At 46.3% G+C, this 26,495-nt stretch carries 17 protein-coding genes, 21 tRNA genes, 3 rRNA genes and 1 riboswitch; of the genes, 34 read left to right on the top strand and 7 right to left on the bottom strand.

Translation table 11 applies throughout. The features are described 5' to 3' along the window. Positions 1 to 11: 11 nt before the first annotated feature. On the top strand, positions 12 to 533 hold the full coding sequence (locus tag AC0OMU_RS16205; RefSeq protein ID WP_474222243.1) for an N-acetyltransferase family protein: 522 nt from the start codon (positions 12 to 14) through the stop codon (positions 531 to 533). A 41-nt stretch (positions 534 to 574) separates the two neighbouring features. On the opposite strand, the gene thiT is transcribed toward AC0OMU_RS16205, so the two are convergent. Continuing rightward, positions 575 to 1,153 carry an energy-coupled thiamine transporter ThiT gene (thiT, locus tag AC0OMU_RS16200; RefSeq protein ID WP_003228966.1) on the bottom strand — a complete coding sequence of 193 codons (579 nt, stop codon included), beginning with the start codon at positions 1,151 to 1,153 and terminating at the stop codon, positions 575 to 577. 99 nt (positions 1,154 to 1,252) lie between these two features. Further along, positions 1,253 to 1,354, bottom strand: a riboswitch (TPP riboswitch). Positions 1,355 to 1,818: 464 nt separating this feature from the next. Here thiT and AC0OMU_RS16195 point away from each other — a divergent pair. The 29 genes from AC0OMU_RS16195 (at position 1,819) to glgP (ending at position 16,724) form a co-directional block, all read left to right on the top strand. Then, positions 1,819 to 3,368 (top strand): 16S ribosomal RNA (locus tag AC0OMU_RS16195). 170 nt (positions 3,369 to 3,538) lie between these two features. Continuing rightward, a 23S ribosomal RNA gene (locus tag AC0OMU_RS16190) occupies positions 3,539 to 6,466 on the top strand. A 55-nt stretch (positions 6,467 to 6,521) separates the two neighbouring features. Further along, positions 6,522 to 6,637 (top strand): 5S ribosomal RNA (rrf, locus tag AC0OMU_RS16185). Together the 16S, 23S and 5S rRNA genes with 21 tRNA genes alongside form the textbook arrangement of a ribosomal RNA operon. Before the next feature lie 22 nt (positions 6,638 to 6,659). Further along, a tRNA-Val gene (locus AC0OMU_RS16180) sits at positions 6,660 to 6,735 on the top strand. 32 nt (positions 6,736 to 6,767) lie between these two features. Next, positions 6,768 to 6,843, top strand: a tRNA-Thr gene (locus AC0OMU_RS16175). Between the two features lie 37 nt (positions 6,844 to 6,880). Beyond that, a tRNA-Lys gene (locus tag AC0OMU_RS16170) sits at positions 6,881 to 6,956 on the top strand. Positions 6,957 to 6,966: 10 nt separating this feature from the next. Further along, positions 6,967 to 7,053, top strand: a tRNA-Leu gene (locus tag AC0OMU_RS16165). Positions 7,054 to 7,058: 5 nt separating this feature from the next. After that, positions 7,059 to 7,133: transfer RNA gene (locus AC0OMU_RS16160), tRNA-Gly, on the top strand. Between the two features lie 14 nt (positions 7,134 to 7,147). Beyond that, positions 7,148 to 7,233 (top strand) — tRNA-Leu (locus AC0OMU_RS16155). A gap of 9 nt (positions 7,234 to 7,242) precedes the next feature. Beyond that, positions 7,243 to 7,319 (top strand) — tRNA-Arg (locus AC0OMU_RS16150). A 15-nt stretch (positions 7,320 to 7,334) separates the two neighbouring features. Next, a tRNA-Pro gene (locus AC0OMU_RS16145) sits at positions 7,335 to 7,411 on the top strand. A gap of 5 nt (positions 7,412 to 7,416) precedes the next feature. Beyond that, positions 7,417 to 7,489, top strand: a tRNA-Ala gene (locus AC0OMU_RS16140). Between the two features lie 20 nt (positions 7,490 to 7,509). Beyond that, positions 7,510 to 7,586 (top strand) — tRNA-Met (locus tag AC0OMU_RS16135). Positions 7,587 to 7,588: 2 nt separating this feature from the next. Continuing rightward, positions 7,589 to 7,665: transfer RNA gene (locus AC0OMU_RS16130), tRNA-Ile, on the top strand. A 6-nt stretch (positions 7,666 to 7,671) separates the two neighbouring features. Next, a tRNA-Ser gene (locus AC0OMU_RS16125) sits at positions 7,672 to 7,764 on the top strand. A gap of 17 nt (positions 7,765 to 7,781) precedes the next feature. Further along, positions 7,782 to 7,858, top strand: a tRNA-Met gene (locus AC0OMU_RS16120). An 11-nt stretch (positions 7,859 to 7,869) separates the two neighbouring features. Next, positions 7,870 to 7,946: transfer RNA gene (locus AC0OMU_RS16115), tRNA-Asp, on the top strand. Positions 7,947 to 7,958: 12 nt separating this feature from the next. After that, positions 7,959 to 8,034 (top strand) — tRNA-Phe (locus AC0OMU_RS16110). A 17-nt stretch (positions 8,035 to 8,051) separates the two neighbouring features. Then, positions 8,052 to 8,127, top strand: a tRNA-His gene (locus AC0OMU_RS16105). Positions 8,128 to 8,137: 10 nt separating this feature from the next. Further along, a tRNA-Gly gene (locus tag AC0OMU_RS16100) sits at positions 8,138 to 8,211 on the top strand. A 15-nt stretch (positions 8,212 to 8,226) separates the two neighbouring features. Beyond that, positions 8,227 to 8,303, top strand: a tRNA-Ile gene (locus AC0OMU_RS16095). Positions 8,304 to 8,315: 12 nt separating this feature from the next. Continuing rightward, positions 8,316 to 8,390: transfer RNA gene (locus tag AC0OMU_RS16090), tRNA-Asn, on the top strand. A 3-nt stretch (positions 8,391 to 8,393) separates the two neighbouring features. After that, positions 8,394 to 8,484: transfer RNA gene (locus AC0OMU_RS16085), tRNA-Ser, on the top strand. Positions 8,485 to 8,509: 25 nt separating this feature from the next. Beyond that, positions 8,510 to 8,581: transfer RNA gene (locus AC0OMU_RS16080), tRNA-Glu, on the top strand. Positions 8,582 to 8,812: 231 nt separating this feature from the next. Next, complete coding sequence (glgB, locus tag AC0OMU_RS16075; RefSeq protein WP_047183080.1) at positions 8,813 to 10,696, top strand: 1,4-alpha-glucan branching enzyme; 1,884 nt, start codon at positions 8,813 to 8,815, stop codon at positions 10,694 to 10,696. Next, positions 10,693 to 11,835, top strand: coding sequence for a glucose-1-phosphate adenylyltransferase (locus tag AC0OMU_RS16070; RefSeq protein WP_003229018.1), 1,143 nt, complete (start codon positions 10,693 to 10,695; stop codon positions 11,833 to 11,835). Before glgB ends, AC0OMU_RS16070 begins: the two co-directional genes overlap by 4 nt. A 23-nt stretch (positions 11,836 to 11,858) precedes the next feature. Beyond that, positions 11,859 to 12,890: a glucose-1-phosphate adenylyltransferase subunit GlgD gene (glgD, locus tag AC0OMU_RS16065; protein ID WP_004398841.1), complete on the top strand. Its 1,032-nt coding sequence runs from the start codon at positions 11,859 to 11,861 to the stop codon at positions 12,888 to 12,890. Next, positions 12,887 to 14,341: a glycogen synthase GlgA gene (gene glgA / locus AC0OMU_RS16060; RefSeq protein ID WP_047183079.1), complete on the top strand. Its 1,455-nt coding sequence runs from the start codon at positions 12,887 to 12,889 to the stop codon at positions 14,339 to 14,341. The genes glgD and glgA overlap by 4 nt, the downstream gene beginning before the upstream one ends. Further along, on the top strand, positions 14,328 to 16,724 hold the full coding sequence (glgP, locus tag AC0OMU_RS16055; protein WP_100506408.1) for a glycogen phosphorylase GlgP: 2,397 nt from the start codon (positions 14,328 to 14,330) through the stop codon (positions 16,722 to 16,724). Before glgA ends, glgP begins: the two co-directional genes overlap by 14 nt. 31 nt (positions 16,725 to 16,755) lie before the next feature. On the opposite strand, the gene AC0OMU_RS16050 is transcribed toward glgP, so the two are convergent. Continuing rightward, positions 16,756 to 17,223 (bottom strand): TspO/MBR family protein, encoded by a 468-nt coding sequence (locus AC0OMU_RS16050; protein WP_474222240.1) that lies wholly within the window; start codon positions 17,221 to 17,223, stop codon positions 16,756 to 16,758. Positions 17,224 to 17,302: 79 nt separating this feature from the next. After that, positions 17,303 to 18,376 (bottom strand): spore coat kinase CotI, encoded by a 1,074-nt coding sequence (gene cotI / locus AC0OMU_RS16045; RefSeq protein ID WP_080030688.1) that lies wholly within the window; start codon positions 18,374 to 18,376, stop codon positions 17,303 to 17,305. Between the two features lie 189 nt (positions 18,377 to 18,565). On the opposite strand from cotI, the gene cotSA reads away from it, so the two are divergent. The 3 genes from cotSA to AC0OMU_RS16030 are packed head-to-tail and all read left to right on the top strand — an operon-like array spanning position 18,566 to position 21,208. Beyond that, positions 18,566 to 19,699 (top strand): spore coat protein CotSA, encoded by a 1,134-nt coding sequence (cotSA, locus tag AC0OMU_RS16040; RefSeq protein WP_181217370.1) that lies wholly within the window; start codon positions 18,566 to 18,568, stop codon positions 19,697 to 19,699. 14 nt (positions 19,700 to 19,713) lie between these two features. Then, on the top strand, positions 19,714 to 20,769 hold the full coding sequence (gene cotS / locus AC0OMU_RS16035; RefSeq protein ID WP_309530141.1) for a spore coat putative kinase CotS: 1,056 nt from the start codon (positions 19,714 to 19,716) through the stop codon (positions 20,767 to 20,769). Between the two features lies 1 nt (position 20,770). After that, a complete protein-coding gene (locus tag AC0OMU_RS16030; protein ID WP_474241302.1) occupies positions 20,771 to 21,208 on the top strand; it encodes a hypothetical protein in 438 nt (145 codons plus the stop codon). A gap of 73 nt (positions 21,209 to 21,281) precedes the next feature. Here AC0OMU_RS16030 and AC0OMU_RS16025 read toward each other — a convergent pair whose 3' ends face one another. Genes AC0OMU_RS16025 through AC0OMU_RS16015 form a run of 3 tightly spaced genes read right to left on the bottom strand, consistent with a single transcriptional unit; the run spans position 21,282 to position 24,741 of the window. Further along, positions 21,282 to 22,505 carry a glycosyltransferase family 4 protein gene (locus AC0OMU_RS16025; protein ID WP_047183077.1) on the bottom strand — a complete coding sequence of 408 codons (1,224 nt, stop codon included), beginning with the start codon at positions 22,503 to 22,505 and terminating at the stop codon, positions 21,282 to 21,284. A 2-nt stretch (positions 22,506 to 22,507) separates the two neighbouring features. Then, positions 22,508 to 23,458, bottom strand: a complete 951-nt coding sequence (locus tag AC0OMU_RS16020) for an NAD-dependent epimerase/dehydratase family protein (protein WP_047183076.1) — start codon at positions 23,456 to 23,458, stop codon at positions 22,508 to 22,510. Beyond that, positions 23,455 to 24,741, bottom strand: coding sequence for a UDP-glucose dehydrogenase family protein (locus tag AC0OMU_RS16015; protein WP_474241301.1), 1,287 nt, complete (start codon positions 24,739 to 24,741; stop codon positions 23,455 to 23,457). Before AC0OMU_RS16015 ends, AC0OMU_RS16020 begins: the two co-directional genes overlap by 4 nt. Positions 24,742 to 24,912: 171 nt before the next feature. Here AC0OMU_RS16015 and AC0OMU_RS16010 point away from each other — a divergent pair, with 171 nt between their 5' ends. Continuing rightward, positions 24,913 to 25,731, top strand: coding sequence for a UTP--glucose-1-phosphate uridylyltransferase (locus tag AC0OMU_RS16010; RefSeq protein ID WP_063335744.1), 819 nt, complete (start codon positions 24,913 to 24,915; stop codon positions 25,729 to 25,731). 8 nt (positions 25,732 to 25,739) lie between these two features. Here AC0OMU_RS16010 and AC0OMU_RS16005 read toward each other — a convergent pair whose 3' ends face one another. Continuing rightward, the gene (locus AC0OMU_RS16005; RefSeq protein WP_003229046.1) at positions 25,740 to 26,459 is read right to left on the bottom strand and encodes a yteA family sporulation protein; all 720 of its coding nucleotides are present in this window, start codon (positions 26,457 to 26,459) and stop codon (positions 25,740 to 25,742) included. Positions 26,460 to 26,495 lie beyond the last annotated feature (36 nt).

The following is a 26,495-nucleotide window of genomic DNA, read 5'->3' as shown; positions in this document are numbered from 1 at the left end:
GGCAGAACCGTATGGTAACTGTACGTGAAGCGAAGTTAGAGGATATAAAGGACATTGCAAAAGTGCATGTAGACAGCTGGAGGACAACATACCACGAAATTATCCCGATTGATTATTTAAACAGCCTGAACTATAAGGAATTTGAAGACAAATGGAAAAGTCGCTCGTTAAAGGGAGTATTTGTTGCTCAGGACGAAATGGGTTCAGTATTCGGCTTTGCTTCATTTGGACCTATTCGATCTGAACAAGAAGGCTATGACGGCGAGTTATACGCTATTTATCTTGTGGAAGAGCGCCAGCGGCAAGGTGCAGGCAGGGCGCTCTTAGCAAAAGGAGCGGAGTTTTTGCTTCAACATGGTTTTTCAAGTATGTTTGTTTGGGTTATTGAGCAGAATCCCTCGATTATATTTTATCAGGCCTATTCACCTGAAAGAGTAGCGGAGGACAACTTTGAAATTGACGGAGTAAGACTGAAAGAAGTAGGTCTTGGCTGGCCGGATCTTTCAGCTTTAAAAACACTTCTTAACAGATAACGAACAATCCCCCAGCGGAATTCGCTGGGGGATTGTCACTTTTACGCTTTGTCACTTTTAAGCAAACGGGGTGCTGTCATAAATAATAAACATAGGACAATTGCACAAATAATGAATGAAGGAACCATGTAAGTCGCATTATAAGTTAAAGAATAAATCCATACCGGCGTTCCTTTTGGAGCAAAGCTGCCGAAAAACACAGCTCCTGAAATGACATGCGCGGCATAGCGCAGCAAACTGCCGATGAAAACTGCGCTGACCACTGAAACAATCAATTTCCCTTTTGTTTTTGATACAGCGGCTTTACGGACAGAAGAAGCGAAACAGCCGCTTATGCCGATTGCTGCGAAAGCGACAATGTAATCTAACAATAGCTGTACAGGATGTTGAGCAAACAAGTTTCCGATTGCTATTTGTACTAGACCTGTCAACAAACCTGTAGTAAGACCTGCTTTGACACCCCAGCGAAACGAAATTAAAAAGATCGGAATCATCATGATGGAGACCGAGCCTCCTTGAGGCATGCTAAGAAACATTCCTGAGACAATGTCTAAAATAACGGCTGCTGCTGTCATAATGGCAATTTCAATAAGGCGAACCAGTTGCTTAGATTGATTCATATCTATCTCCTTCCATTGACAGACAACCAAAAGGACAACAAAAAAGCAGCACGCGGAAGGATGAGAAAAGTTCCACGCACTGCTTTACGATCTGCAATTCATTTGACTTTGCCACATCCCTACGCCAGCGTTAACTAACAGGTTCAAAGGGTCAGAACGAAACCGCTCACTCTCAGCTTTAATGCTCCCCTTGTGGTCATCAGTATTTAGTTCGTTTCTACTATACAAGAAAACAAAAAAAACAACAAGATCACATGACTGATGTATATGTTCTTTTAAGAAAGTTATATGATACACACGCTTTAGAAATCATGGCGAGGATTATAGTTTATTTGTTTTATAGATTTTTTAAAAAAACTATTGCAATAAATAAATACAGGTGTTATATTATTAAACGTCGCTGATGCACAGCGGACACAAACTAGATGCTTCAAAACAACTTGAAAAAAGTTGTTGACAAAAAAGAAGCTGAATGTTATATTAGTAAAGCTGCTTCATTGAGAAGTAACGAAATGATCTTTGAAAACTAAACAAGATAAAACGTACCTGTTAATTCATTTTTATAAATCGCACAGCGATGTGCGTAGTCAGTCAAACTAGGACCTGCACGACGCAGGTCACACAGGTGTCGCCGCAGGATGCGGTGAACTTAACCTGTGATCCATTTATCGGAGAGTTTGATCCTGGCTCAGGACGAACGCTGGCGGCGTGCCTAATACATGCAAGTCGAGCGGACAGATGGGAGCTTGCTCCCTGATGTTAGCGGCGGACGGGTGAGTAACACGTGGGTAACCTGCCTGTAAGACTGGGATAACTCCGGGAAACCGGGGCTAATACCGGATGCTTGTTTGAACCGCATGGTTCAAACATAAAAGGTGGCTTCGGCTACCACTTACAGATGGACCCGCGGCGCATTAGCTAGTTGGTGAGGTAACGGCTCACCAAGGCGACGATGCGTAGCCGACCTGAGAGGGTGATCGGCCACACTGGGACTGAGACACGGCCCAGACTCCTACGGGAGGCAGCAGTAGGGAATCTTCCGCAATGGACGAAAGTCTGACGGAGCAACGCCGCGTGAGTGATGAAGGTTTTCGGATCGTAAAGCTCTGTTGTTAGGGAAGAACAAGTACCGTTCAAATAGGGCGGTACCTTGACGGTACCTAACCAGAAAGCCACGGCTAACTACGTGCCAGCAGCCGCGGTAATACGTAGGTGGCAAGCGTTGTCCGGAATTATTGGGCGTAAAGGGCTCGCAGGCGGTTTCTTAAGTCTGATGTGAAAGCCCCCGGCTCAACCGGGGAGGGTCATTGGAAACTGGGGAACTTGAGTGCAGAAGAGGAGAGTGGAATTCCACGTGTAGCGGTGAAATGCGTAGAGATGTGGAGGAACACCAGTGGCGAAGGCGACTCTCTGGTCTGTAACTGACGCTGAGGAGCGAAAGCGTGGGGAGCGAACAGGATTAGATACCCTGGTAGTCCACGCCGTAAACGATGAGTGCTAAGTGTTAGGGGGTTTCCGCCCCTTAGTGCTGCAGCTAACGCATTAAGCACTCCGCCTGGGGAGTACGGTCGCAAGACTGAAACTCAAAGGAATTGACGGGGGCCCGCACAAGCGGTGGAGCATGTGGTTTAATTCGAAGCAACGCGAAGAACCTTACCAGGTCTTGACATCCTCTGGCAATCCTAGAGATAGGACGTCCCCTTCGGGGGCAGAGTGACAGGTGGTGCATGGTTGTCGTCAGCTCGTGTCGTGAGATGTTGGGTTAAGTCCCGCAACGAGCGCAACCCTTGATCTTAGTTGCCAGCATTCAGTTGGGCACTCTAAGGTGACTGCCGGTGACAAACCGGAGGAAGGTGGGGATGACGTCAAATCATCATGCCCCTTATGACCTGGGCTACACACGTGCTACAATGGACAGAACAAAGGGCAGCGAAACCGCGAGGTTAAGCCAATCCCACAAATCTGTTCTCAGTTCGGATCGCAGTCTGCAACTCGACTGCGTGAAGCTGGAATCGCTAGTAATCGCGGATCAGCATGCCGCGGTGAATACGTTCCCGGGCCTTGTACACACCGCCCGTCACACCACGAGAGTTTGTAACACCCGAAGTCGGTGAGGTAACCTTTTAGGAGCCAGCCGCCGAAGGTGGGACAGATGATTGGGGTGAAGTCGTAACAAGGTAGCCGTATCGGAAGGTGCGGCTGGATCACCTCCTTTCTAAGGATATTATACGGAATATAAGACCTTGGGTCTTATAAACAGAACGTTCCCTGTCTTGTTTAGTTTTGAAGGATCATTCCTTCGAAACGTGTTCTTTGAAAACTAGATAACAGTAGACATCACATTCAATTAGTAACACAAGATATCACATAGTGATTCTTTTTAACGGTTAAGTTAGAAAGGGCGCACGGTGGATGCCTTGGCACTAGGAGCCGATGAAGGACGGGACGAACACCGATATGCTTCGGGGAGCTGTAAGCAAGCTTTGATCCGGAGATTTCCGAATGGGGAAACCCACCACTCGTAATGGAGTGGTATCCATATCTGAATTCATAGGATATGAGAAGGCAGACCCGGGGAACTGAAACATCTAAGTACCCGGAGGAAGAGAAAGCAAATGCGATTCCCTGAGTAGCGGCGAGCGAAACGGGATCAGCCCAAACCAAGAGGCTTGCCTCTTGGGGTTGTAGGACACTCTGTACGGAGTTACAAAAGAACGAGGTAGATGAAGAGGTCTGGAAAGGCCCGCCATAGGAGGTAACAGCCCTGTAGTCAAAACTTCGTTCTCTCCTGAGTGGATCCTGAGTACGGCGGAACACGTGAAATTCCGTCGGAATCCGGGAGGACCATCTCCCAAGGCTAAATACTCCCTAGTGACCGATAGTGAACCAGTACCGTGAGGGAAAGGTGAAAAGCACCCCGGAAGGGGAGTGAAAGAGATCCTGAAACCGTGTGCCTACAAGTAGTCAGAGCCCGTTAACGGGTGATGGCGTGCCTTTTGTAGAATGAACCGGCGAGTTACGATCCCGTGCAAGGTTAAGCAGAAGATGCGGAGCCGCAGCGAAAGCGAGTCTGAATAGGGCGCATGAGTACGTGGTCGTAGACCCGAAACCAGGTGATCTACCCATGTCCAGGGTGAAGTTCAGGTAACACTGAATGGAGGCCCGAACCCACGCACGTTGAAAAGTGCGGGGATGAGGTGTGGGTAGGGGTGAAATGCCAATCGAACCTGGAGATAGCTGGTTCTCTCCGAAATAGCTTTAGGGCTAGCCTCAAGGTAAGAGTCTTGGAGGTAGAGCACTGATTGGACTAGGGGCCCCTACCGGGTTACCGAATTCAGTCAAACTCCGAATGCCAATGACTTATCCTTGGGAGTCAGACTGCGAGTGATAAGATCCGTAGTCGAAAGGGAAACAGCCCAGACCGCCAGCTAAGGTCCCAAAGTATACGTTAAGTGGAAAAGGATGTGGAGTTGCTTAGACAACCAGGATGTTGGCTTAGAAGCAGCCACCATTTAAAGAGTGCGTAATAGCTCACTGGTCGAGTGACTCTGCGCCGAAAATGTACCGGGGCTAAACGTATCACCGAAGCTGCGGACTGTTCTTCGAACAGTGGTAGGAGAGCGTTCTAAGGGCTGTGAAGCCAGACCGGAAGGACTGGTGGAGCGCTTAGAAGTGAGAATGCCGGTATGAGTAGCGAAAGAGGGGTGAGAATCCCCTCCACCGAATGCCTAAGGTTTCCTGAGGAAGGCTCGTCCGCTCAGGGTTAGTCGGGACCTAAGCCGAGGCCGAAAGGCGTAGGCGATGGACAACAGGTTGATATTCCTGTACCACCTCCTCACCATTTGAGCAATGGGGGGACGCAGGAGGATAGGGTAAGCGCGGTATTGGATATCCGCGTCCAAGCAGTTAGGCTGGGAAATAGGCAAATCCGTTTCCCATAAGGCTGAGCTGTGATGGCGAGCGAAATATAGTAGCGAAGTTCCTGATTCCACACTGCCAAGAAAAGCCTCTAGCGAGGTGAGAGGTGCCCGTACCGCAAACCGACACAGGTAGGCGAGGAGAGAATCCTAAGGTGATCGAGAGAACTCTCGTTAAGGAACTCGGCAAAATGACCCCGTAACTTCGGGAGAAGGGGTGCTCTGTTAGGGTGCAAGCCCGAGAGAGCCGCAGTGAATAGGCCCAGGCGACTGTTTAGCAAAAACACAGGTCTCTGCGAAGCCGTAAGGCGAAGTATAGGGGCTGACGCCTGCCCGGTGCTGGAAGGTTAAGAGGAGCGCTTAGCGTAAGCGAAGGTGCGAATTGAAGCCCCAGTAAACGGCGGCCGTAACTATAACGGTCCTAAGGTAGCGAAATTCCTTGTCGGGTAAGTTCCGACCCGCACGAAAGGCGCAACGATCTGGGCACTGTCTCAACGAGAGACTCGGTGAAATTATAGTACCTGTGAAGATGCAGGTTACCCGCGACAGGACGGAAAGACCCCGTGGAGCTTTACTGCAGCCTGATATTGAATGTTGGTACAGCTTGTACAGGATAGGTAGGAGCCTTGGAAACCGGAGCGCCAGCTTCGGTGGAGGCATCGGTGGGATACTACCCTGGCTGTATTGACCTTCTAACCCGCCGCCCTTATCGGGCGGGGAGACAGTGTCAGGTGGGCAGTTTGACTGGGGCGGTCGCCTCCTAAAAGGTAACGGAGGCGCCCAAAGGTTCCCTCAGAATGGTTGGAAATCATTCGCAGAGTGTAAAGGCACAAGGGAGCTTGACTGCGAGACCTACAAGTCGAGCAGGGACGAAAGTCGGGCTTAGTGATCCGGTGGTTCCGCATGGAAGGGCCATCGCTCAACGGATAAAAGCTACCCCGGGGATAACAGGCTTATCTCCCCCAAGAGTCCACATCGACGGGGAGGTTTGGCACCTCGATGTCGGCTCATCGCATCCTGGGGCTGTAGTCGGTCCCAAGGGTTGGGCTGTTCGCCCATTAAAGCGGTACGCGAGCTGGGTTCAGAACGTCGTGAGACAGTTCGGTCCCTATCCGTCGCGGGCGCAGGAAATTTGAGAGGAGCTGTCCTTAGTACGAGAGGACCGGGATGGACGCACCGCTGGTGTACCAGTTGTTCTGCCAAGGGCATCGCTGGGTAGCTATGTGCGGACGGGATAAGTGCTGAAAGCATCTAAGCATGAAGCCCCCCTCAAGATGAGATTTCCCATTCCGCAAGGAAGTAAGATCCCTGAAAGATGATCAGGTTGATAGGTCTGAGGTGGAAGTGTGGCGACACATGGAGCTGACAGATACTAATCGATCGAGGACTTAACCATACTTTTGAATGATGTCACATCTGTTATCTAGTTTTGAGAGAACACTCTCAATTTGTTTGGTGGCGATAGCGAAGAGGTCACACCCGTTCCCATACCGAACACGGAAGTTAAGCTCTTCAGCGCCGATGGTAGTCGGGGGTTTCCCCCTGTGAGAGTAGGACGCCGCCAAGCAATTGCACGTTAGTGCAATTATGGAGGATTAGCTCAGCTGGGAGAGCATCTGCCTTACAAGCAGAGGGTCGGCGGTTCGAGCCCGTCATCCTCCACCATTTTTCATTATACATATCGGTTTTACATATATGCCGGTGTAGCTCAATTGGTAGAGCAACTGACTTGTAATCAGTAGGTTGGGGGTTCAAGTCCTCTTGCCGGCACCACTTTTATATGATATAATATTCAAGTCTCTTGTAAGAAGAGCCATTAGCTCAGTTGGTAGAGCATCTGACTTTTAATCAGAGGGTCGAAGGTTCGAGTCCTTCATGGCTCACCATTTACATGTTGCGGATGTGGCGGAATTGGCAGACGCGCTAGAATCAGGCTCTAGTGTCTTTACAGACGTGGGGGTTCAAGTCCCTTCATCCGCACCATTTCTGCGGAAGTAGTTCAGTGGTAGAACACCACCTTGCCAAGGTGGGGGTCGCGGGTTCGAATCCCGTCTTCCGCTCCAACTATACCATCCACGCCGGGGTGGTGGAATTGGCAGACACACAGGACTTAAAATCCTGCGGTAGGTGACTACCGTGCCGGTTCAAGTCCGGCCCTCGGCATTAAGTTTTGCGCCCGTAGCTCAATTGGATAGAGCGTTTGACTACGGATCAAAAGGTTAGGGGTTCGACTCCTCTCGGGCGCGCCATGATCTATATGAAATCGGGAAGTAGCTCAGCTTGGTAGAGCACATGGTTTGGGACCATGGGGTCGCAGGTTCGAATCCTGTCTTCCCGACCATTCTTGGGGCCTTAGCTCAGCTGGGAGAGCGCCTGCTTTGCACGCAGGAGGTCAGCGGTTCGATCCCGCTAGGCTCCACTTGGTTTCAAAAAATATTTGGCGGTGTAGCTCAGCTGGCTAGAGCGTACGGTTCATACCCGTGAGGTCGGGGGTTCGATCCCCTCCGCCGCTACCAATGGACCTTTAGCTCAGTTGGTTAGAGCAGACGGCTCATAACCGTCCGGTCGTAGGTTCGAGTCCTACAAGGTCCACCACTATACGGAGGAATACCCAAGTCTGGCTGAAGGGATCGGTCTTGAAAACCGACAGGGGTGTCAAAGCCCGCGGGGGTTCGAATCCCTCTTCCTCCGCCATACATATTCCTAATCATCGCGGGGTGGAGCAGTTCGGTAGCTCGTCGGGCTCATAACCCGAAGGTCGCAGGTTCAAATCCTGCCCCCGCAACCAAATTTTAAAATGGTCCGGTAGTTCAGTTGGTTAGAATGCCTGCCTGTCACGCAGGAGGTCGCGGGTTCGAGTCCCGTCCGGACCGCCATTTAAATACTTAGGCTCGGTAGCTCAGTTGGTAGAGCAACGGACTGAAAATCCGTGTGTCGGCGGTTCGATTCCGTCCCGAGCCACCATTTATCATTATATTTTGGCGGTTGTGGCGAAGTGGTTAACGCACCAGATTGTGGCTCTGGCATTCGTGGGTTCGATTCCCATCAATCGCCCCAAATAAAAATTGCGGGTGTAGTTTAGTGGTAAAACCTCAGCCTTCCAAGCTGATGTCGTGGGTTCGATTCCCATCACCCGCTCCATTTCTATATCGTCATGGGCCTGTAGCTCAGCTGGTTAGAGCGCACGCCTGATAAGCGTGAGGTCGATGGTTCGAGTCCATTCAGGCCCACCATGACTTTTGTATTCCACAGTAGCTCAGTGGTAGAGCTATCGGCTGTTAACCGATCGGTCGCAGGTTCGAATCCTGCCTGTGGAGCCAAATGGAGAAGTACTCAAGTGGCTGAAGAGGCGCCCCTGCTAAGGGTGTAGGTCGTGTAAGCGGCGCGAGGGTTCAAATCCCTCCTTCTCCGCCATATGATTACAGATATAATAATTATCGGCCCGTTGGTCAAGCGGTTAAGACACCGCCCTTTCACGGCGGTAACACGGGTTCGAATCCCGTACGGGTCATCCAGAAGCCTTGCATATCCTGCAAGGTTTTTTTGTTTTCTAAATCATGATATGTCTTAGATTTTGTTCTTTATTTTAAAAACAGACTACAAAAATCTCCATATATTTCGTTTTTCTTCAGAAAATGAAGTTAATTGTCTATAAGTATAAGCGCTTTCAGGAAAGGGCTTTTTTTTATTTCTTCGAATAAATACTATAAATGAAAACTATGATGTCAGAAAGGATGATTACATGGCCGCTGCCAGCCCGACAGCACATGATGTTTATCTTTTTCACGAAGGCAGTCTGTTTAAAAGCTATCAGCTGTTTGGCTCGCATTACCGTGAGCTGAATGGCAAAAGCGGATATGAATTCTGTGTGTGGGCGCCTCATGCGTCGGAAGTACGAGTGGCTGGAGATTTTAACAGCTGGTCTGGAGAAGAGCATGTGATGCACAGAGTGAATGATAATGGCATTTGGACGTTATTTATTCCAGGTATAGGAGAAAAGGAACGATATAAATATGAAATCGTGACGAATAACGGTGAGATCAGGCTGAAGGCAGATCCATACGCTATTTATTCAGAAGTCAGACCAAACACAGCGTCACTTACTTACAATTTGGAAGGGTATAGCTGGCAAGATCAAAAATGGCAAAAAAAACAGAAGGCTAAGATGCTGTATGAAAAACCTGTTTTCATTTATGAACTGCATCTTGGGTCTTGGAAGAAGCATTCTGATGGCAGGCATTATTCCTATAAAGAATTAAGTCAGACGCTTATCCCTTATATCAAGGAGCATGGGTTTACCCATATTGAACTGCTTCCGGTGTATGAGCATCCATATGATCGTTCATGGGGGTACCAAGGAACGGGGTATTACAGCCCGACAAGCAGGTTTGGCACACCGCATGATCTGATGAAGTTTGTTGATGAATGTCATCAACAAAATATCGGAGTCATTTTGGATTGGGTCCCCGGACATTTTTGTAAAGATGCACATGGACTCTATATGTTTGATGGAGAACCGCTTTATGAATACAAAGAAGAACGTGATCGGGAGAACTGGTTATGGGGCACGGCAAACTTTGACCTGGGAAAACCGGAAGTTCATAGTTTTTTAATTTCGAATGCGTTGTACTGGGCGGAATTCTATCATATAGATGGATTTAGGGTTGATGCAGTGGCTAATATCTTGTATTGGCCAAATCAGGATGAACGCCACACGAATCCATATGCTGTTGATTTTTTAAAAAAACTCAATCAAACCATGAGAGAGGCATATCCCCATGTGATGATGATTGCGGAAGATTCTACAGAATGGCCTCAAGTGACAGGTGCCGTTGAGGAAGGGGGGCTTGGTTTTCATTATAAATGGAATATGGGATGGATGAATGACGTACTGAAATACATGGAGACGCCGCCCGAAGAAAGGCGGCATTGTCATCAGCTTATCTCTTTTTCATTACTATATGCGTTTAGTGAGCATTTTGTATTGCCGTTTTCTCATGATGAAGTCGTATACGGAAAAAAATCACTTCTTAATAAAATGCCTGGCGACTACTGGCAGAAATTTGCCCAGTATCGGCTTTTGCTGGGCTATATGACAGTGCATCCCGGAAAGAAATTGATCTTTATGGGATCAGAGTTTGCCCAATTTGATGAATGGAAAGATACAGAACAGCTTGATTGGTTTTTGGACTCCTTCCCCATGCATCAGAAAGCCAGCGTTTTTACGCAAGATCTTCTCCGCTTTTACCAAAAAAGCAAAATCCTTTATGAGCATGACCATCGTGCACAATCGTTTGAATGGATTGATGTCCATAATGACGAACAATCAATCTTTTCTTTTATTCGTTATGGCAAAAAGCACGGTGAGGCGCTTGTCATCATTTGTAATTTTACACCCGTGGTCTATCATCAATATGATGTTGGAGTTCCTTTTTTTACTCAATACATTGAAGTGCTTAACAGTGACAGTGAAACATATGGAGGCTCAGGGCAAATCAACAAAAAGCCGTTATCGGCTAAAAAGGGAGCACTTCATCATAAACCGTGTTATATCACGATGACCATCCCCCCTTACGGCATCTCGATTTTACGGGCGGTTAAAAAAAGAGGAGAGATAAAAAGATGAAAAAACAATGTGTAGCCATGCTCCTTGCCGGCGGGAAGGGCAGCCGTCTCAGCGGATTAACAAAAAATATGGCCAAACCGGCTGTATCTTTCGGGGGAAAATACAGGATTATTGATTTTACCCTAAGCAACTGTTCTAATTCAGGCATAGACACAGTCGGGATTTTAACGCAATATCAGCCGCTTGAGCTGAATTCCTATATTGGGATCGGCAGTGCATGGGACCTGGATAGATATAATGGCGGCGTGACGGTTTTACCCCCTTATGCCGAGTCATCAGAAGTCAAATGGTATAAAGGGACGGCAAGCGCCATTTATGAAAATCTCAATTATTTGAATCAGTATGATCCTGAGTATGTACTGATTTTATCAGGAGATCACATATACAAAATGGACTACGGCAAAATGCTTGATTATCACATTGAAAAGAAAGCAGATGTGACCATCTCTGTCATCGAAGTGGGCTGGGAGGAAGCAAGCCGGTTCGGCATCATGAAGGCCAATCCAGATGGGACGATCACACATTTTGATGAAAAGCCCAAATTCCCTAAGAGCAATCTTGCCTCAATGGGAATTTATATATTCAATTGGCCGCTTTTGAAACAGTATCTTGAGATGGACGATCAAAACCCTTATTCTAGCCACGACTTCGGCAAAGACATTATTCCTCTGCTTTTGGAGGAGAAAAAGAAGCTTTCTGCTTATCCGTTCAAGGGATATTGGAAGGATGTCGGAACGGTGCAGAGCTTGTGGGAAGCCAATATGGATTTGTTAAAAGAGGACTCGGAGCTGAAGCTGTTTGAACGCAAATGGAAAATTTACTCCGTCAATCCAAATCAGCCTCCGCAATTTATTTCATCTGATGCGCAGGTTCAAGACTCGCTTGTGAACGAAGGTTGTGTTGTATATGGAAATGTGTCTCACTCCGTTCTTTTTCAAGGTGTGACTGTCGGTAAGCATACGACTGTTACATCATCCGTCATAATGCCGGATGTGACGATTGGGGAGCATGTAGTCATTGAAAATGCCATCGTTCCTAATGGGATGGTGCTGCCGGATGGCGCAGTGATTCGCTCCGAAAAAGACATTGAAGAGGTGCTGCTCGTTTCAGAGGAATTTGTAGAAAAAGAATTGATTTAATTACTGAAGAGGGGGCAGAGTCAGTGTTCAATAATCAAATGTTAGGTGTTATAGATGAAACCACATATAAGCATTCTCTTCAGGATTTAACAGCACAGCGGTCGCTCGGGGCGATCCCTTTTGCCGGCAGGTACCGTCTGATTGATTTTATGCTTTCCAACATGGTGAATGCGGATATTAGGAGTGTTGCAATTTTTCCGAAGTATCGTTACCGTTCGCTCATGGATCACCTTGGAGCGGGTAAGGAATGGGATTTGCACCGGAAAAAGGACGGCCTCTTTTTTTTCCCGTCTCCCCATCTTCATCACGAATACGATGAATTCGGGTCCTTTCGCCAGTTTTCGGACCATCTAGATTACTTCCACAGAAGCACGCAGCAATATGCTGTTATCTCCAACAGCCATACCGTATGCAACATTCAATTTCAATATGTGCTGAAACGCCATCAGGAGGTTGGCTGCGACGTCACCGAGGTATTTCAGGACGGCCAGTCGCTGCAAATCTATATCATGTCAACAACGCTTTTAAAGGATCTGATCTACGGACATAGCGAAAAAGGCTATAAAACCATTCAGGAGGCTGTTGAAAAGGAATCTTCCGCCCTGACCATTTGCCCATATGAATATTCAGGTTATGCCGCTGTCATTGATTCGGTGGAAAAATATTATACCCACAGTATGGAGCTCATTCAGCCTCGTTTTTGGCAGCAGGTGTTTTTGCCGCAGCAGCCGATCTATACAAAAGTGAAGGATGAGCCGCCTACGAAATACGGAAAGCACAGCACTGTCAAAAACTCTTTGGTGGCAAACGGCTGTGTGCTTGAAGGAGAGGTTGAAAACTGCATTTTGTTCAGGGCGGTCCATGTCGGAAAGGGTACGAAGCTGAAAAACTGTATTATTATGCAAAAAACGCAGATTGGCGAGGATTGTCTTCTTGAGCAGGTCATTTCGGATAAGGACGTTAAAATCGGCAAGGCGACGGAAGCTGCAGGAACAGCTGAGCAGCCGCTTGTATTAAGAAAAGGTTTGGTGCAAGGAGAGCTGATGAATTCTTGAAGATATTATTTGCTGTGTCAGAATGCACCCCATTTGTTAAATCAGGAGGTCTTGCCGATGTAGCAGGTGCTCTGCCAAAGGCACTTGCACGATTAGGCAATGAAGTAGCTGTGATGCTGCCGAAGTACAGCCAAATACCTGAACCGTGGAAAAAGCGTATGAAAAAAAAGGCTGAGTGTACGGTAGCTGTCGGCTGGCGTCAGCAATATTGCGGAATTGAACATATGGCCAAAGATGATGTGAATTATTACTTCATCGACAATGAGTACTATTTCAACAGGGATTCGTTGTACGGGCATTATGATGACGGTGAGCGGTTTGCCTTTTTTTCAAGAGCTGTGCTGGAGGCTGCCAAAGTTGTGAATGTTCCAGCCGATATTGTTCATACTCACGATTGGCATACAGCGATGGTCAATTATTTGCTGAAAGAGGAGTACAGAAAACATCCTTTTTATGAACGGATGAAAAGCGTGCTTACGATCCACAACCTGCAGTTTCAAGGCATATTCCCTCCTGATGTCACACATGACTTGCTGGGTCTTGAGATGGATCATTTTCATTATGAAAGGTTAGAATGCAACGGATTTGTTAATTTTATGAAGGCGGGCATCATTGCGGCTGATCATGTGACAACTGTGAGCCCCACTTACAGAAATGAAATATTGACTCCGTATTATGGTGAGCAGTTGGAACAGGTTTTGCAATATAGGGAAAATGATGTAACCGGCATATTAAATGGCATTGATGATACGTTCTATCAGCCGAAAAGCGATCCTTATATAGAGGCGCAATACGATTCAGGGGATCTTGCATGCAAGTTGGAAAACAAAACGAAGCTTCAGCGGCGGATGGGGCTTCCAGAGAAAAACGATATTCCGCTGATCAGTATGGTGACAAGGCTCACTAAACAAAAGGGGCTTGATCTTGTCCGCAGAATTATGCACGAACTTCTTGAGGAGCAAGACATACAGCTGGTTGTGCTGGGCACAGGAGAACGTGAATTTGAAGATTATTTCCGGTATGCAGAATTTGCTTTTCATGAGAAGTGCCGGGCTTATATCGGGTTTGATGAGCCGCTAGCTCATCAAATTTATGCGGGCTCTGATATGTTTTTGATGCCGTCGAAATTTGAGCCGTGCGGTTTGGGGCAGCTCATTGCTCTTCAATATGGCGCCATTCCGATTGTCAGGGAAACGGGCGGTCTTTACGACACTGTTCGTGCCTATCAGGAGGAAGAGGGAACGGGCAATGGCTTTACGTTTTCCGCCTTTAATGCGCATGATCTGAAATTTACGATTGAACGAGCGCTGTCGTTTTATCGCCAACAGGATGTATGGAAGAGCATCGTGAAGACCGCAATGAATGCAGATTACAGCTGGAGGAAGTCGGCTAAAGAGTATCAGCGTATTTTCGAGCAGGTGACAAGGAGTGGACGGGATGTTCTCGAGTAAAGAACGCTTTGCAGACTTATTTTTAAAGCGTCTGGAAATGACGTGCGGAAAAAGCTTTAAAGATTCTGCCAAGCTGGATCAATATAAAACGTTGGGCAATATGGTCAGAGAGTATATCAGCGCTGATTGGATCGAAACGAATGAAAAAAGCAGATCAAATTCCGGGAAGCAGACATATTATTTATCAATCGAATTTCTGCTCGGTCAGCTCCTTGAGCAAAACTTAATGAATCTTGGTGTTCGTGATGTTGTAGAAGCTGGTTTAAAGGAAATCGGCATCAATTTAGAGGAAATCCTTCAGATAGAGAACGATGCAGGTCTCGGCAACGGCGGGCTTGGCCGCTTGGCCGCTTGCTTTTTAGATTCTCTTGCTTCGTTGAACCTGCCTGGGCATGGGATGGGCATACGCTATAAGCATGGTTTGTTTGAGCAAAAAATTGTAGACGGGCATCAGGTGGAGCTGCCTGAGCAATGGCTGAAAAACGGGAACGTATGGGAAGTAAGGAATGCGGATCAAGCAGTAGACGTGCCGTTTTGGGGCGAAGTCCATATGACAGAAAAAAGCGGGCGCCTGCATTTTCGCCACGAACAAGCCACAATCGTTACCGCTGTTCCTTATGATATCCCGATCATCGGCTATGAAACGGGCACTGTCAATACGTTAAGGCTTTGGAACGCCGAGCCCTATGCGCATTATCACGGCGGTAATATTTTGTCTTATAAGCGGGAAACAGAAGCGGTTTCTGAATTCTTATATCCCGACGACACCCATGATGAGGGGAAAATTTTACGGTTGAAGCAGCAGTATTTTTTAGTATGCGCAAGCTTAAAAAGCATTGTGAACAATTACCGTAAAACACATAAATCCTTATCCGGCCTGCATAAAAAAGTGAGCATTCATATTAATGACACTCACCCTGCGCTTGCGGTGCCCGAGCTGATGCGGATTTTGCTCGATGAAGAGAACATGAGCTGGGAAGAAGCTTGGCATATCACTGTACATACGATTTCTTATACAAATCATACAACATTGTCAGAAGCGCTCGAGAAATGGCCGATTCATTTGTTTAAGCCGCTGCTCCCGCGAATGTACATGATTATTGAAGAGATCAATGAGAGGTTTTGCCGTGCAGTTTGGGAAAAGTATCCGGGAGACTGGAAAAGGATAGAGGACATGGCGATTACAGCGCATGGTGTTGTCAAAATGGCTCATCTGGCCATAGTAGGCAGCTACAGTGTAAATGGCGTTGCAAAAATTCATTCCGATATATTAAAGGAAAGGGAGATGCGCGACTTTCACTTGCTGTTCCCGAATCGTTTTAACAATAAGACGAATGGAATTGCCCACAGGCGCTGGCTGTTAAAAGCGAATCCAGGCTTGTCTGCCATCATTACAGAGGCGATCGGCGATGAATGGGTCAAACAGCCGGAATCACTGATCCGTTTAGAACCGTACGCCTCTGATCCTGCATTTATTGAACAGTTTCAAAACAACAAAAGCAAGAAAAAACAAGAGCTTGCCGATTTGATTTTTTGCACGGCCGGGGTGGTTGTGAACCCTGACAGCATATTTGATGTACAGGTGAAACGGCTCCATGCATATAAACGGCAGCTGCTGAATGTTCTTCACATTATGTATTTGTATAACCGCCTCAAGGAGGACGCTGGGTTTTCAATCTACCCGCAAACCTTTATTTTCGGGGCAAAGGCTTCACCAAGCTATTATTATGCCAAGAAAATCATTAAGCTGATCCATTCTGTCGCAGAAAAAGTCAATTATGATCCGGCGGTCAAACAGCTGATCAAAGTTGTTTTTTTAGAAAATTATAGAGTTTCTATGGCTGAGCGAATTTTTCCGGCATCAGACGTAAGTGAGCAAATTTCAACCGCAAGCAAGGAAGCGTCTGGTACAGGGAATATGAAGTTTATGATGAACGGGGCTTTGACGATCGGCACGCATGACGGCGCAAATATCGAGATCCTTGAGCGGGTGGGCCCTGACTGTATTTACACGTTCGGCTTAAAGGCGGATGAGGTTCTATCGTATCAGGAAAACGGCGGCTATAGATCGAGGGAATATTATCAGCATGACAGGAGAATCAGGCAGGTAGCGGATCAGCTGATCAATGGTTTTTTTGAAGGAGAAGCAGATGAATTTGAATCGATCTTTGACTCGCTGCTTCCGCATAATGATGAGTATTTTGTGCTGAAGGATTTCAGCTCATATGCAGATGCGCAGGAGCGAATTCAAGCTGATTATCAAGAGCGAAGGAAATGGTCTGAGCGTTCGATTGTAAACATTGCTCATTCTGGATATTTCTCCAGCGACCGCACGATCCGGGAATATGCGAAGGACATTTGGGGCATCAAGCCGATGATGTGAAAAAAGCCGCTGTATAAGCGGCTTTTTTTGTTCACAGATTCATTGAATTGATTGTAAAGGATAAGAACGTCGCAAATGCACTCCATAAAAAATAAGGCAAAAGAAGATAGCTTGCGGCTCTGCTGTATTTTTTGGCAATGATCAGTAATACGATTGCTGTGATGGCGACAAGCAGGCAGTCAAGCGATGCAGCCAGCAGATTTTTTTGCGTAAACTGGAAATAGCTGAATGCTTGATTGAGCACGTAATTTATCAAAAGTGTAAACCAAAAGCTTTTCGCACCTTTAAATGAAAACGCAACATATACAATGGCTGCTGAAAGGGAGATCAGGGCAAACAGGATGGCCCAAATGATGCCGATCGCAGTTCCGCTTGGTGTCCAGTCCGGTTTTTTCAATGAATTGTACCATTCTTGGTCCACAGGAAACAGGTAGCCTGCGGCTGAAAACAGCGCATATGTAATCACAAAAACGGCTAAAGCGCCGACAATCTTTTTCATATTTGCAACCTCCGCATGTATTTATTTACCCTTTATCTTATAAAGATCAAACCCCCGATATGCGGGGGAAATGATGGTCTTAAATAAGCTGCTGCAATGCGTTTGCTTTAATGCGTTCATATTCAAAAGCTGATTCTAATTCTTCCTTCGGTAAAGCAGACTTGCGGACGTATTTTTCGCGAATGACATCGTAAAGCTCGTAAGGAAAAAGCATATCAATAAACATGACTTGTTTTTGTTCTTCAGTTAATGGGGCTCTGGATTCGTATGCGTTCAGCATGACATGAAATGTTTCTTCATCCCATACGCCCGTCGTATCCAAAAGCGGAATAATCATTTTGCGCAAATCGCGAATAGGCAGATCAAATGAAACGGTATCTAAGTCAATGACCCAAATCTGTTCATTTTCCCCTAAGAGTGTATTTCCGGTTCCGTAATCCTGGTGGCAAAGGTTAGGGCTTTTTTTCAGCTGTTCAGTCCATGGAACATAGGTCGACTGCAAAAGCCGGTCTTTGATGCGCAGCCCGTCTTCAATAAAGCCATCTATCTCCTGAAGATAAAGCTGTGAGAAAGGATCTTCTTTTTCCGCCTCCGCCATCAGCTTCCACGTTTCCATCTGTTTGCACCGTTTCGTATAGTGATTCGGCCAGCGACCTAATTTGGTAAATACGGGAACGCCATTTGGCGGCTGATATCCGACGGACGCTGTATGAAAATCAGCAAGGCCTTTCATGATAAACTCCAAGTCCTGCTTTACAGTCAGCTCAAACGGTCTTCCTTCGATCCAGTCATATACGACAAATAGAAATGAGCCGTGCTTGGAATATAGGCTGCCTTTTTTGTTTGGGAGTATGCCAGGAACATTCATGCCTTTTTTCGCCAAATAGTCCTGCGCGAAAATGGAAAACAACGCTTTCTTTTCTGGCCTGTGTATTCGTTTTAGACAAACTGCGCCGGAGTCTGTGTGGACCTTCCAGACAAGCGCCATCTGGTTTCCCTGAATGACGTCTATTTTTTCAGTCTGCACATCCCATCCTTGAAGCACATTTTCAGCCAGCTCCGTTAATTTTTTTGCATCTTCTGCTGATAAAGGAAGCTCTGATGAATTCCCCTCCTCAATGACTTCATGGTTTTCTGCCATTAAAGGACACATCCTTACCTGTTTTACTCCTACCTTATGAATCAAAAGGAAAAAATGATTGAGTTATTTGACTATATTTAATAGATGAATCTGGTTGTTTACCCGTTTTGTTTTTAGGGCAGTCCCATTCCGCACAAGTTGGTTGTTCAGCCGTATCATGATTCTAACTAGTTAAAAATCATGCAGGAATGGAGGCTATGTATGAAAATAGCACTGATCGCCACAGAGAAGCTTCCTGTCCCATCGGTTCGAGGAGGCGCCATTCAAATCTACCTCGAAGCGGTTGCCCCTTTAATTGCCAAAAAACATGAGGTGACTGTGTTTTCTATTAAAGATCCGAATCTCGCTGATAGAGAGAAGGTAGACGGTGTCCATTATGTGCATTTGGATGAAGACCGTTATGAAGAAGCCGTTGGAGCAGAGCTGAAAAAGAGCCGTTTTGATCTTGTGCATGTTTGTAATCGCCCAAGCTGGGTTCCGAAATTGAAGAAACAGGCGCCGGATGCTGTTTTTATTTTAAGCGTTCACAATGAAATGTTCGCTTACGATAAAATCAGCCAGGCGGAAGGCGAGATTTGCATCGACTCCGTAGCGCAGATTGTTACGGTCAGCGATTATATCGGACAGACGATCACAAGCCGTTTTCCGTCAGCACGATCAAAAACAAAAACGGTGTATTCCGGTGTGGATTTAAAAGCGTACCACCCCCGCTGGACGAATGAAGGGCAGCGGGCTCGCGAAGAGATGCGAAGCGAGCTGGGGCTTCACGGCAAAAAAATCGTCTTGTTTGTTGGCCGGCTTAGCAAAGTCAAAGGCCCGCACATATTATTGCAGGCTTTGCCGGACATCATTGAGGAGCACCCCGATGTCATGATGGTGTTTATCGGGTCAAAATGGTTCGGAGATAATGAATTAAATAACTATGTCAAACATCTTCATACCCTTGGTGCGATGCAAAAGGATCATGTCACATTTATTCAATTTGTGAAGCCAAAGGACATTCCGCGCCTTTATACCATGTCAGATGTATTTGTATGCTCTTCGCAATGGCAGGAGCCTTTAGCAAGGGTGCATTATGAAGCGATGGCTGCGGGACTTCCTATTATTACAAGCAATCGGGGAGGCAATCCAGAGGTCATAGAGGAAGGGAAAAACGGCTACATCATTCATGACTTTGAAAATCCTAAACAATATGCCGAACATATCAATGATTTGCTGAGCAGCTCGGAAAAGCGGGAACGGCTTGGGAAATACAGCCGCCGTGAGGCAGAAAGCAATTTTGGCTGGCAGAGGGTGGCTGAAAATCTGCTCAGCGTCTATGAAAAGAACAGATAGAAGGGGTGAACAGAGTGTACCAAAAAGAGCATGAAGAACAGATTGTGTCCGAAATTCTCAGCTATTATCCTTTTCATATTGACAATGTGGCGCTGAAATCGAACAAAAGCGGGCGCAAAATCTGGGAAATACAAACTGATCATGGCCCAAAGCTGCTAAAAGAAGCGCAAATGAAACCGGAGCGGATGCTTTTTATCACTCAGGCACACGCCCATTTACAAGAGAAAGGGCTGCCGATAGCGCCGATTCATCAAACAAAAAATGGCGGTAGCTGCTTGGGCACGGATCAGGTTTCTTACAGCTTATATGACAAAGTGACAGGAAAAGAAATGATTTACTATGATGCAGAGCAAATGAAAAAAGTCATGTCATTTGCCGGCCATTTTCATCATGCCTCAAAAGGATATGTTTGCACAGATGAAAGCAAGAAGAGAAGCCGGTTGGGAAAATGGCATAAATTGTACCGTTGGAAGCTGCAGGAACTGGAGGGGAATATGCAGATCGCAGCATCCTATCCTGATGACGTATTTTCGCAAACTTTCTTAAAACATGCTGATAAAATGCTGGCAAGAGGAAAAGAAGCTCTCAGAGCGCTTGATGACTCAGAATACGAAACCTGGACAAAAGAAACGCTCGAGCATGGCGGATTCTGTTTTCAGGATTTTACATTGGCACGTTTGACAGAGATCGAAGGGGAGCCTTTTTTAAAGGAGCTTCACTCGATTACCTACGATTTGCCGTCAAGAGACCTTCGTATTCTGCTGAATAAAGTGATGGTTAAGCTTTCTGTATGGGATACTGATTTCATGGTTGCACTGCTCGCGTCCTACGACGCAGTGTATCCGCTCACAGAAAAACAGTACGAGGTACTTTGGATTGATCTCGCGTTTCCGCATTTGTTTTGTGCAATCGGGCACAAATATTATTTGAAGCAAAAGAAAACGTGGTCAGATGAGAAGTATAACTGGGCGCTGCAAAACATGATTTCTGTTGAAGAATCTAAAGATTCGTTTTTGGATAAACTGCCGGAACTGTATAAAAAGATAAAAGCGTATCGGGAGGCGAATTGACATGAGGTCATCGAGACAAAAAGCCTCTATTTCTAAACTGGATCTCGACCAATTCGTATTTACACCGCCTGGACCAATGGGATGGCAGGCTCATGACTCAATCTCAGCTGAGAAGGAAGAAGAGGAGAAGCATTTAGATGTGGGCAGCATTCGAGAGCTCCCTCACATCAATGCACCGAAAGAATATCAAGAAGAAACGAAGGAAAAGGAAACAGATCACAAAATCGTCTATGATGAAGAAGAAACAAAATTCGAAACCACTCTAGAGCCTGAGGAGGAGCATGATTCGAAACGCTCAGTGCCCCCATTTGAAGAAGAGGATGAAGATGAAGATGAAGAACCAGACTTAGCGGAAGAAGCTAAAGTGGAAATCATCATTCTTCCAAGTGAATCTAAACCAGCTCCATGGTTTTCTCAAACCGTAAAGCGCAAGGCATAAAGTCACATTTATGCCTTTTTTTATGTTTTCTGCAGCAAAAAAACAGCCCGTTTTGCAACACGAGCTGTAGGTTTTATGTTTTTGCTTTCACAAAAAGCTGATTGATAGATGATAAATCAAAATTTTGCGTCAGAAAAGGCGGCGGAAATTGTTTGTTTTTCGGGGTCAGAACGGATTGGTAAACAGTATTGAGCCTTTTGGCCGCATGGGTAAAGGTAAATAAAGCTTCTACATGCTTTCGGGCGTTTTTTGTCATTTTGTTCATTAATTCTTGATCTGTAAAGGCTCTGTCAATTGCTTTTGCAAATGAAGAAGGTTTGTTGTATCTGTCGATGACAAGACCGGTGACTTCGTCTTTTACGACTTCTCCGTTTCCGCCCCGGTTTGTGGTAATTAAGGGCGTGCCGGCCGCCATTGCTTCATAATTCACACGGGCGAGGGGTTCGTTCCACTGAGAGCTGCACACAAATACATCTGCCATCAGAAATAGGTTTGGGATGTCGTCTGCGGGAATGAATTTTGTAAAGATTATGTGGTCTCTGTATGGCAGGGCCAGCGTGCGCAGATAGGTTACATAATGGTTTTCGCTGTCATCGCTGAACCACTTCCCGCCTGCTATGACCAGTACAGCATCAGGGTGCTGCTGCAAAATCCTTCTCATGCTGTGAATGAGAAGGTGAGGTCCTTTTGTCGGGCTTAAGCGGCCGGCGAATAAAATAACTTTTTTATCTTCAATACCGTATTTTTTCCGGTATGTTTTTCTGACAGCCGAGCCTTTCATCGTCCAGACGGGCGGATAAGAGTTTAAATCAACGCCGGAATACACAACTTTTGTGATGTCCTCGGCTTCAGGGAAACGTTCAATGACGGTTTGTTTAATAAATTCGCTCACAGTTGTGATCATGGAGACATTGTCGAGTACTTCTTTTCCTTGCGCGAAGGTCATCTTTTTTTCAGAAAACATTTCGTTATGCAGGCTCAGAACGATCTTGCTGTTTGGTGAGGCTTTTTTATATAAAGAGACATTTAAAGGCCTGTTGAACACATGAATGAGGTCAAAGGAAGAGGCTCGCAGCTCTTCGGCTACCGCCTCGCGGTAATGTTCTTTTGGCAGATGGATATAATGTACGCCGTCTTTTGTTTCTCTTTTTGGAAGCGCTGGATCTTCTATTGAAAAAATAGTCAGGTCGTACCTGCTGCTGAAATAGGGCGTGACACCGTCAATCATCATTTGAATAGCGCCGCCGCGTACTGCGGGCGCCGGCAGCTTTTCTGTACAGATAAAGGCAAGCTTCATTTTTATTCCCCCTGATACAGCGACGATAAATAGGCGATTTCGTTGGTCAAGCCATCCTTTAAGGATGTGGCGGGATCATAATGCAAGAGCTGCTTTGCTTTTGAAATATCCGCCCACGTGTTGCTCGGTTCCCCTGCTATTTTGTCCGAAAAGTGCAGTGTTGCTTTTCTACCGGAAATATCCTCAATGAGGGAGACAACCTTTAAGACTGAGGCACGCTCAGCACCGCCGATATTTACTGTTTCACCAATAAGGTGGGGTTTCCCAAGAACAGCGGTGATGCCTTTGACACAGTCGCTGATATAAGTGAAATCTCTTGACTGCTGCCCATCACCGAAGATGGTAAGCGGCTTTTGCTGAAGGTGCTGCTTAATGAGCCGGTGAAAAGCCATATCCGGCCGCTGTCTTGGCCCGTATACGGTAAAAAAACGGAGAATCACAATTGGAATGCCAAAGCTTTGTTGATACACATGGCAAAGCTTTTCTCCCGTAAGCTTTGTTACCCCGTACGGAGATAAAGGAGAAAGCGACGTGTTTTCGCTGACTTTTCCTTGTTTTTCGCCATAGACGGAAGAGGTGGATGCAAAGACGAACGTTTGAATAGAATGTTTCCGGCACTCCTCGAGGAGCCTTTGGAGCGCTTGGATATTATGTGCGGCATATGGGTGAAAATGACTGCCCCAGCTTGAGCGGACACCCGGTATGGCCGCCAAATGAAAGATGACGTCCACTCCTTCTAGTAAGGGAGCAAGATCCGCTGTCAGCAGATTTTCCTTTATGAACGTAAATCGCTTTTCCGGCAGCAGGTTTTTAAGGTTTTTTAGTTTCAAGGAAAATGGAGTAGGACCGATAAAGTCATCGATTCCGATAATGTTATGTTTCTTATCTTTTAGTAATTCTTCGCAGAGGTGGGAGCCGATAAAGCCCGCTGCTCCTGTGACGAGTATTTTCATGGACGGCCAACTCCCGTACAGATCAGGCCGCAAGCCTCGATCAGTTCTTTTTTCAGTACGTTGCGCCCGTCAATCACAAGACGCCCTTTCATGATAACTGCAGCCTTTTTCCAATCAAACGCTAAAAACTCAGGCCATTCTGTCGCCAAAAATAAAAAGTCACTCTCTTCGATCGCATCAAAAGCTTGAGAATGCTGAGTTACATGTTGCCGCAAATGTTCTGGAAGTACAGCTTCAGGATCATATGCATGAACATCACATCCCAGCTCCGCCAGCCTTTCCATCAGTCTGACAGCCTGAGAATTCCTGATGTCATCGGTATTCGGTTTGAAGGAAATGCCGAGTACAGCCGCTTTCTTGCCTTGAAGTGTTTCGAAGAATGACTGTATTTTTTTGATATACAGGCCGAGCTGGGTGTCATTAATGTGCTGCACGGCCCGGAGCAGGAAGGTCTCCGTGTTTTTTTCCTGGGCAGCAAATTGCAGCGCCTGCAGATCCTTTGGAAAACAAGAGCCTCCGTATCCGATGCCTGCCTGCAAAAAGTGCTCCCCGATCCTTGGGTCTAGACCGATAGCGCGGGAAATATCTGAGATATCTGATTGATAGGCTTCACATATGCGGGCCATTTCGTTAATGAACGAAATTTTGGCCGCTAAAAAGAAATTGTTGGCATATTTGATCAGCTCTGCTCCCGCTAAGCTTGTAACGATAAAAGGGGTATCAATGTGTTTGTAAATGGATTTGACGATGGCTGCCGATACGTGATCTTCTTCCTGAACACCGATGACTGTTTTGTCAGGATGCAGCATGTCATATAAGGCATTGCCTTCCCGCAGAAACTCCGGATTGGATACGATATTAAAAAGGTTTTTAGACACTCCGGAGGCAATCAGCTGTTTTGCTATGTTTTCATTAGTCCCGGGCGGAACAGTGCTTTTCGTAATAATGGTTTTATACGATCGGATCGCCTCGCTTAAATCACCGATGACGGACTGCAGGGCTTTCGTATCAGCTGATCCGTCCGAACGCGGCGGAGTTCCGACTGCGATAAAAATAACGGGACATTCCTCCATGCTCGATTTCACTTCAGAAGAAAACGAGAGATTGCCGCAACGAAGTATTGCATCTGAAAGCCCAGGCTCGTAAAAGGGAATGTCTCCTTTTTTCAGCTGCCCGATTTTTTTGACGTCTTTGTCTGTGCATATCATGTCATGTCCGATGGATGCCAGTGCCGCTGATAGGGTTAAACCGACATACCCGGCGCCAACCACACAAATTTTCATCACCTGAGCTCCTTTACAAGATTACTGGTCATATATCAATATCCTATTAAAAAAGGGCTGGTTCGTGATTCCGCTTTCTGCCCAGTTGCTCCCGCCTAATTTCAGATGTACAAACATCGGGATGCGCTCTTGGAATATCATGTAATAAACATGAGCTGAGGGGAAAATAACATGATAAAAAAAGCGATCATTCCTGCAGGCGGATTCGGCACGAGAAATCTGCCGGTGACGAAGGTGATTCCGAAAGAAATGTTTCCAGTAGGATCTAAGCCTGTGATTCATTATCTTGTTGAAGAATTAAAGGAGTCAGGCATTGAGGACATTTTGATGGTTGTATCGAGCCATAAAAATCTGATTGTCGACTATTTTGATTCCTCTTTGGCACTTGAGGCTTTTTTGGCCTCTAAGAATAAACAGCATTTGCTTAGTGAGCATCCCATTCCGGATATACGGATTCACTATGTGCGCCAGCCTTATGCAAAGGGTCTTGGCGACGCCATTTCTTTCGGAAAGCAATTTGCAGGCAAAGAGCCTTTTGCCGTCGTTTTGCCAGATGATCTGATTTTTTCCGCCAATCAGCCGGCTTTAGGACAGCTGATTGAAGCGTATACGAAATATCAGTCCAGTGTAATCGGCTTAAAAGAAACAAAAACGGAGGATTTACATCATTACGGCGTGATAAAAGGGGAGCCAGTTGAAAAAGGGCTTTATCGCATACAGGATATTGTGGAAAAGCCTAAACAAAACCCTCCGTCTCATTTTGCCGCAGCAGGGCGTTATATTTTCACACCTGATATTTTTAATGAGCTGGAGGCATTAGAAGCTGATAGCGGAGGAGAAGTGCAGGTAACGGATGCGATAAAAGCTTCGCTCGGGGCATGTACTGTATACGGGAAATTGCTAGAGGGCGAGCGGTATGACATCGGCCTGCAAAAGGATTATCTGAAGCTGATTTACGATATGCTGAAAACGGAAAAGAACCCCCAATAATCGGGGGTTCAATCAGCGTGGAGATCGCCGAATGTGGTCATGATTCCCTCTTCGTCAAGTTCTTCTTCATAGCGCTCATGGGCTCTGCTTTGATAAACGGTAATTTCTTTTCCAGTGATATCTGTAGCGATGAAATTTTCGTAAGACTCCGTATTGCCGATATTCTCTTCGGCATTCATCGTCATATCATCATAGCTGAGCGGAGGGTTTTCCATATCCTGCGGCGTTTGTGAGTTACCATATTTTTCGACATCCTGATAGGAATCCTCACTGTCATATGGCGCTCTGATTTCTTCATCATCATCAAATTCAAATTGCCCGAACGGTGTTTCTTCTTCAATCGGACGGTCTTTGGAAACCACGTCCTGTGACGAATACTCCGCGAGGGTTGTGGCAGTCGGAAGCGCTTCAAGTCGTTCGAAAGGGATTTCCTTTCCGCTGACTTCACAAATGCCATACGTACCGTTTTCTATCGCCTTCAATGAATGCTCAATGTCCCGAAGGTGCTCTCGCTCATGTAAATCGAGAGCGATGTCTTTCTCACGCTCGTAAAGTTCTGTCGCCTGATCGCCGGGATGGTTGTCGTATGCCGAAAGCTCACCCCACGAATCATAAGGAAAGGCTGAGTTAAGCTGAAAATGGTCATTGTCTTTGAAACGGTTTAAGATATCTTTTTTCGTTTGTTCCAGTTCATTTTTTAAATGCTGAAGCTGTTCTTTCGTAAGCAATGTGATCGCCTCGTTTCTCTGTGATGCATACCTTTA

The organism is Bacillus sp. FAU18 (assembly GCF_056033885.1).
The sequence above is the reverse complement of the archived record's forward strand: the minus strand, read 5'-3'. Positions and strand labels throughout refer to the sequence as shown.

Excerpts from the sequence above, each read along its gene's own strand:
- AC0OMU_RS16205 (WP_474222243.1), top strand. The coding sequence starts at position 12 with ATGGTAACTGTACGTGAAGCGAAGTTAGAGGATATAAAGGACATTGCA.
- thiT (WP_003228966.1), bottom strand. The coding sequence starts at position 1,153 with ATGAATCAATCTAAGCAACTGGTTCGCCTTATTGAAATTGCCATTATG.
- glgB (WP_047183080.1), top strand. The coding sequence starts at position 8,813 with ATGGCCGCTGCCAGCCCGACAGCACATGATGTTTATCTTTTTCACGAA.
- AC0OMU_RS16070 (WP_003229018.1), top strand. The coding sequence starts at position 10,693 with ATGAAAAAACAATGTGTAGCCATGCTCCTTGCCGGCGGGAAGGGCAGC.
- glgP (WP_100506408.1), top strand. The coding sequence starts at position 14,328 with ATGTTCTCGAGTAAAGAACGCTTTGCAGACTTATTTTTAAAGCGTCTG.
- AC0OMU_RS16050 (WP_474222240.1), bottom strand. The coding sequence starts at position 17,223 with ATGAAAAAGATTGTCGGCGCTTTAGCCGTTTTTGTGATTACATATGCG.
- cotI (WP_080030688.1), bottom strand. The coding sequence starts at position 18,376 with ATGTGTCCTTTAATGGCAGAAAACCATGAAGTCATTGAGGAGGGGAAT.
- cotSA (WP_181217370.1), top strand. The coding sequence starts at position 18,566 with ATGAAAATAGCACTGATCGCCACAGAGAAGCTTCCTGTCCCATCGGTT.
- AC0OMU_RS16030 (WP_474241302.1), top strand. The coding sequence starts at position 20,771 with ATGAGGTCATCGAGACAAAAAGCCTCTATTTCTAAACTGGATCTCGAC.
- AC0OMU_RS16025 (WP_047183077.1), bottom strand. The coding sequence starts at position 22,505 with ATGAAGCTTGCCTTTATCTGTACAGAAAAGCTGCCGGCGCCCGCAGTA.
- AC0OMU_RS16020 (WP_047183076.1), bottom strand. The coding sequence starts at position 23,458 with ATGAAAATACTCGTCACAGGAGCAGCGGGCTTTATCGGCTCCCACCTC.
- AC0OMU_RS16015 (WP_474241301.1), bottom strand. The coding sequence starts at position 24,741 with ATGAAAATTTGTGTGGTTGGCGCCGGGTATGTCGGTTTAACCCTATCA.
- AC0OMU_RS16010 (WP_063335744.1), top strand. The coding sequence starts at position 24,913 with ATGATAAAAAAAGCGATCATTCCTGCAGGCGGATTCGGCACGAGAAAT.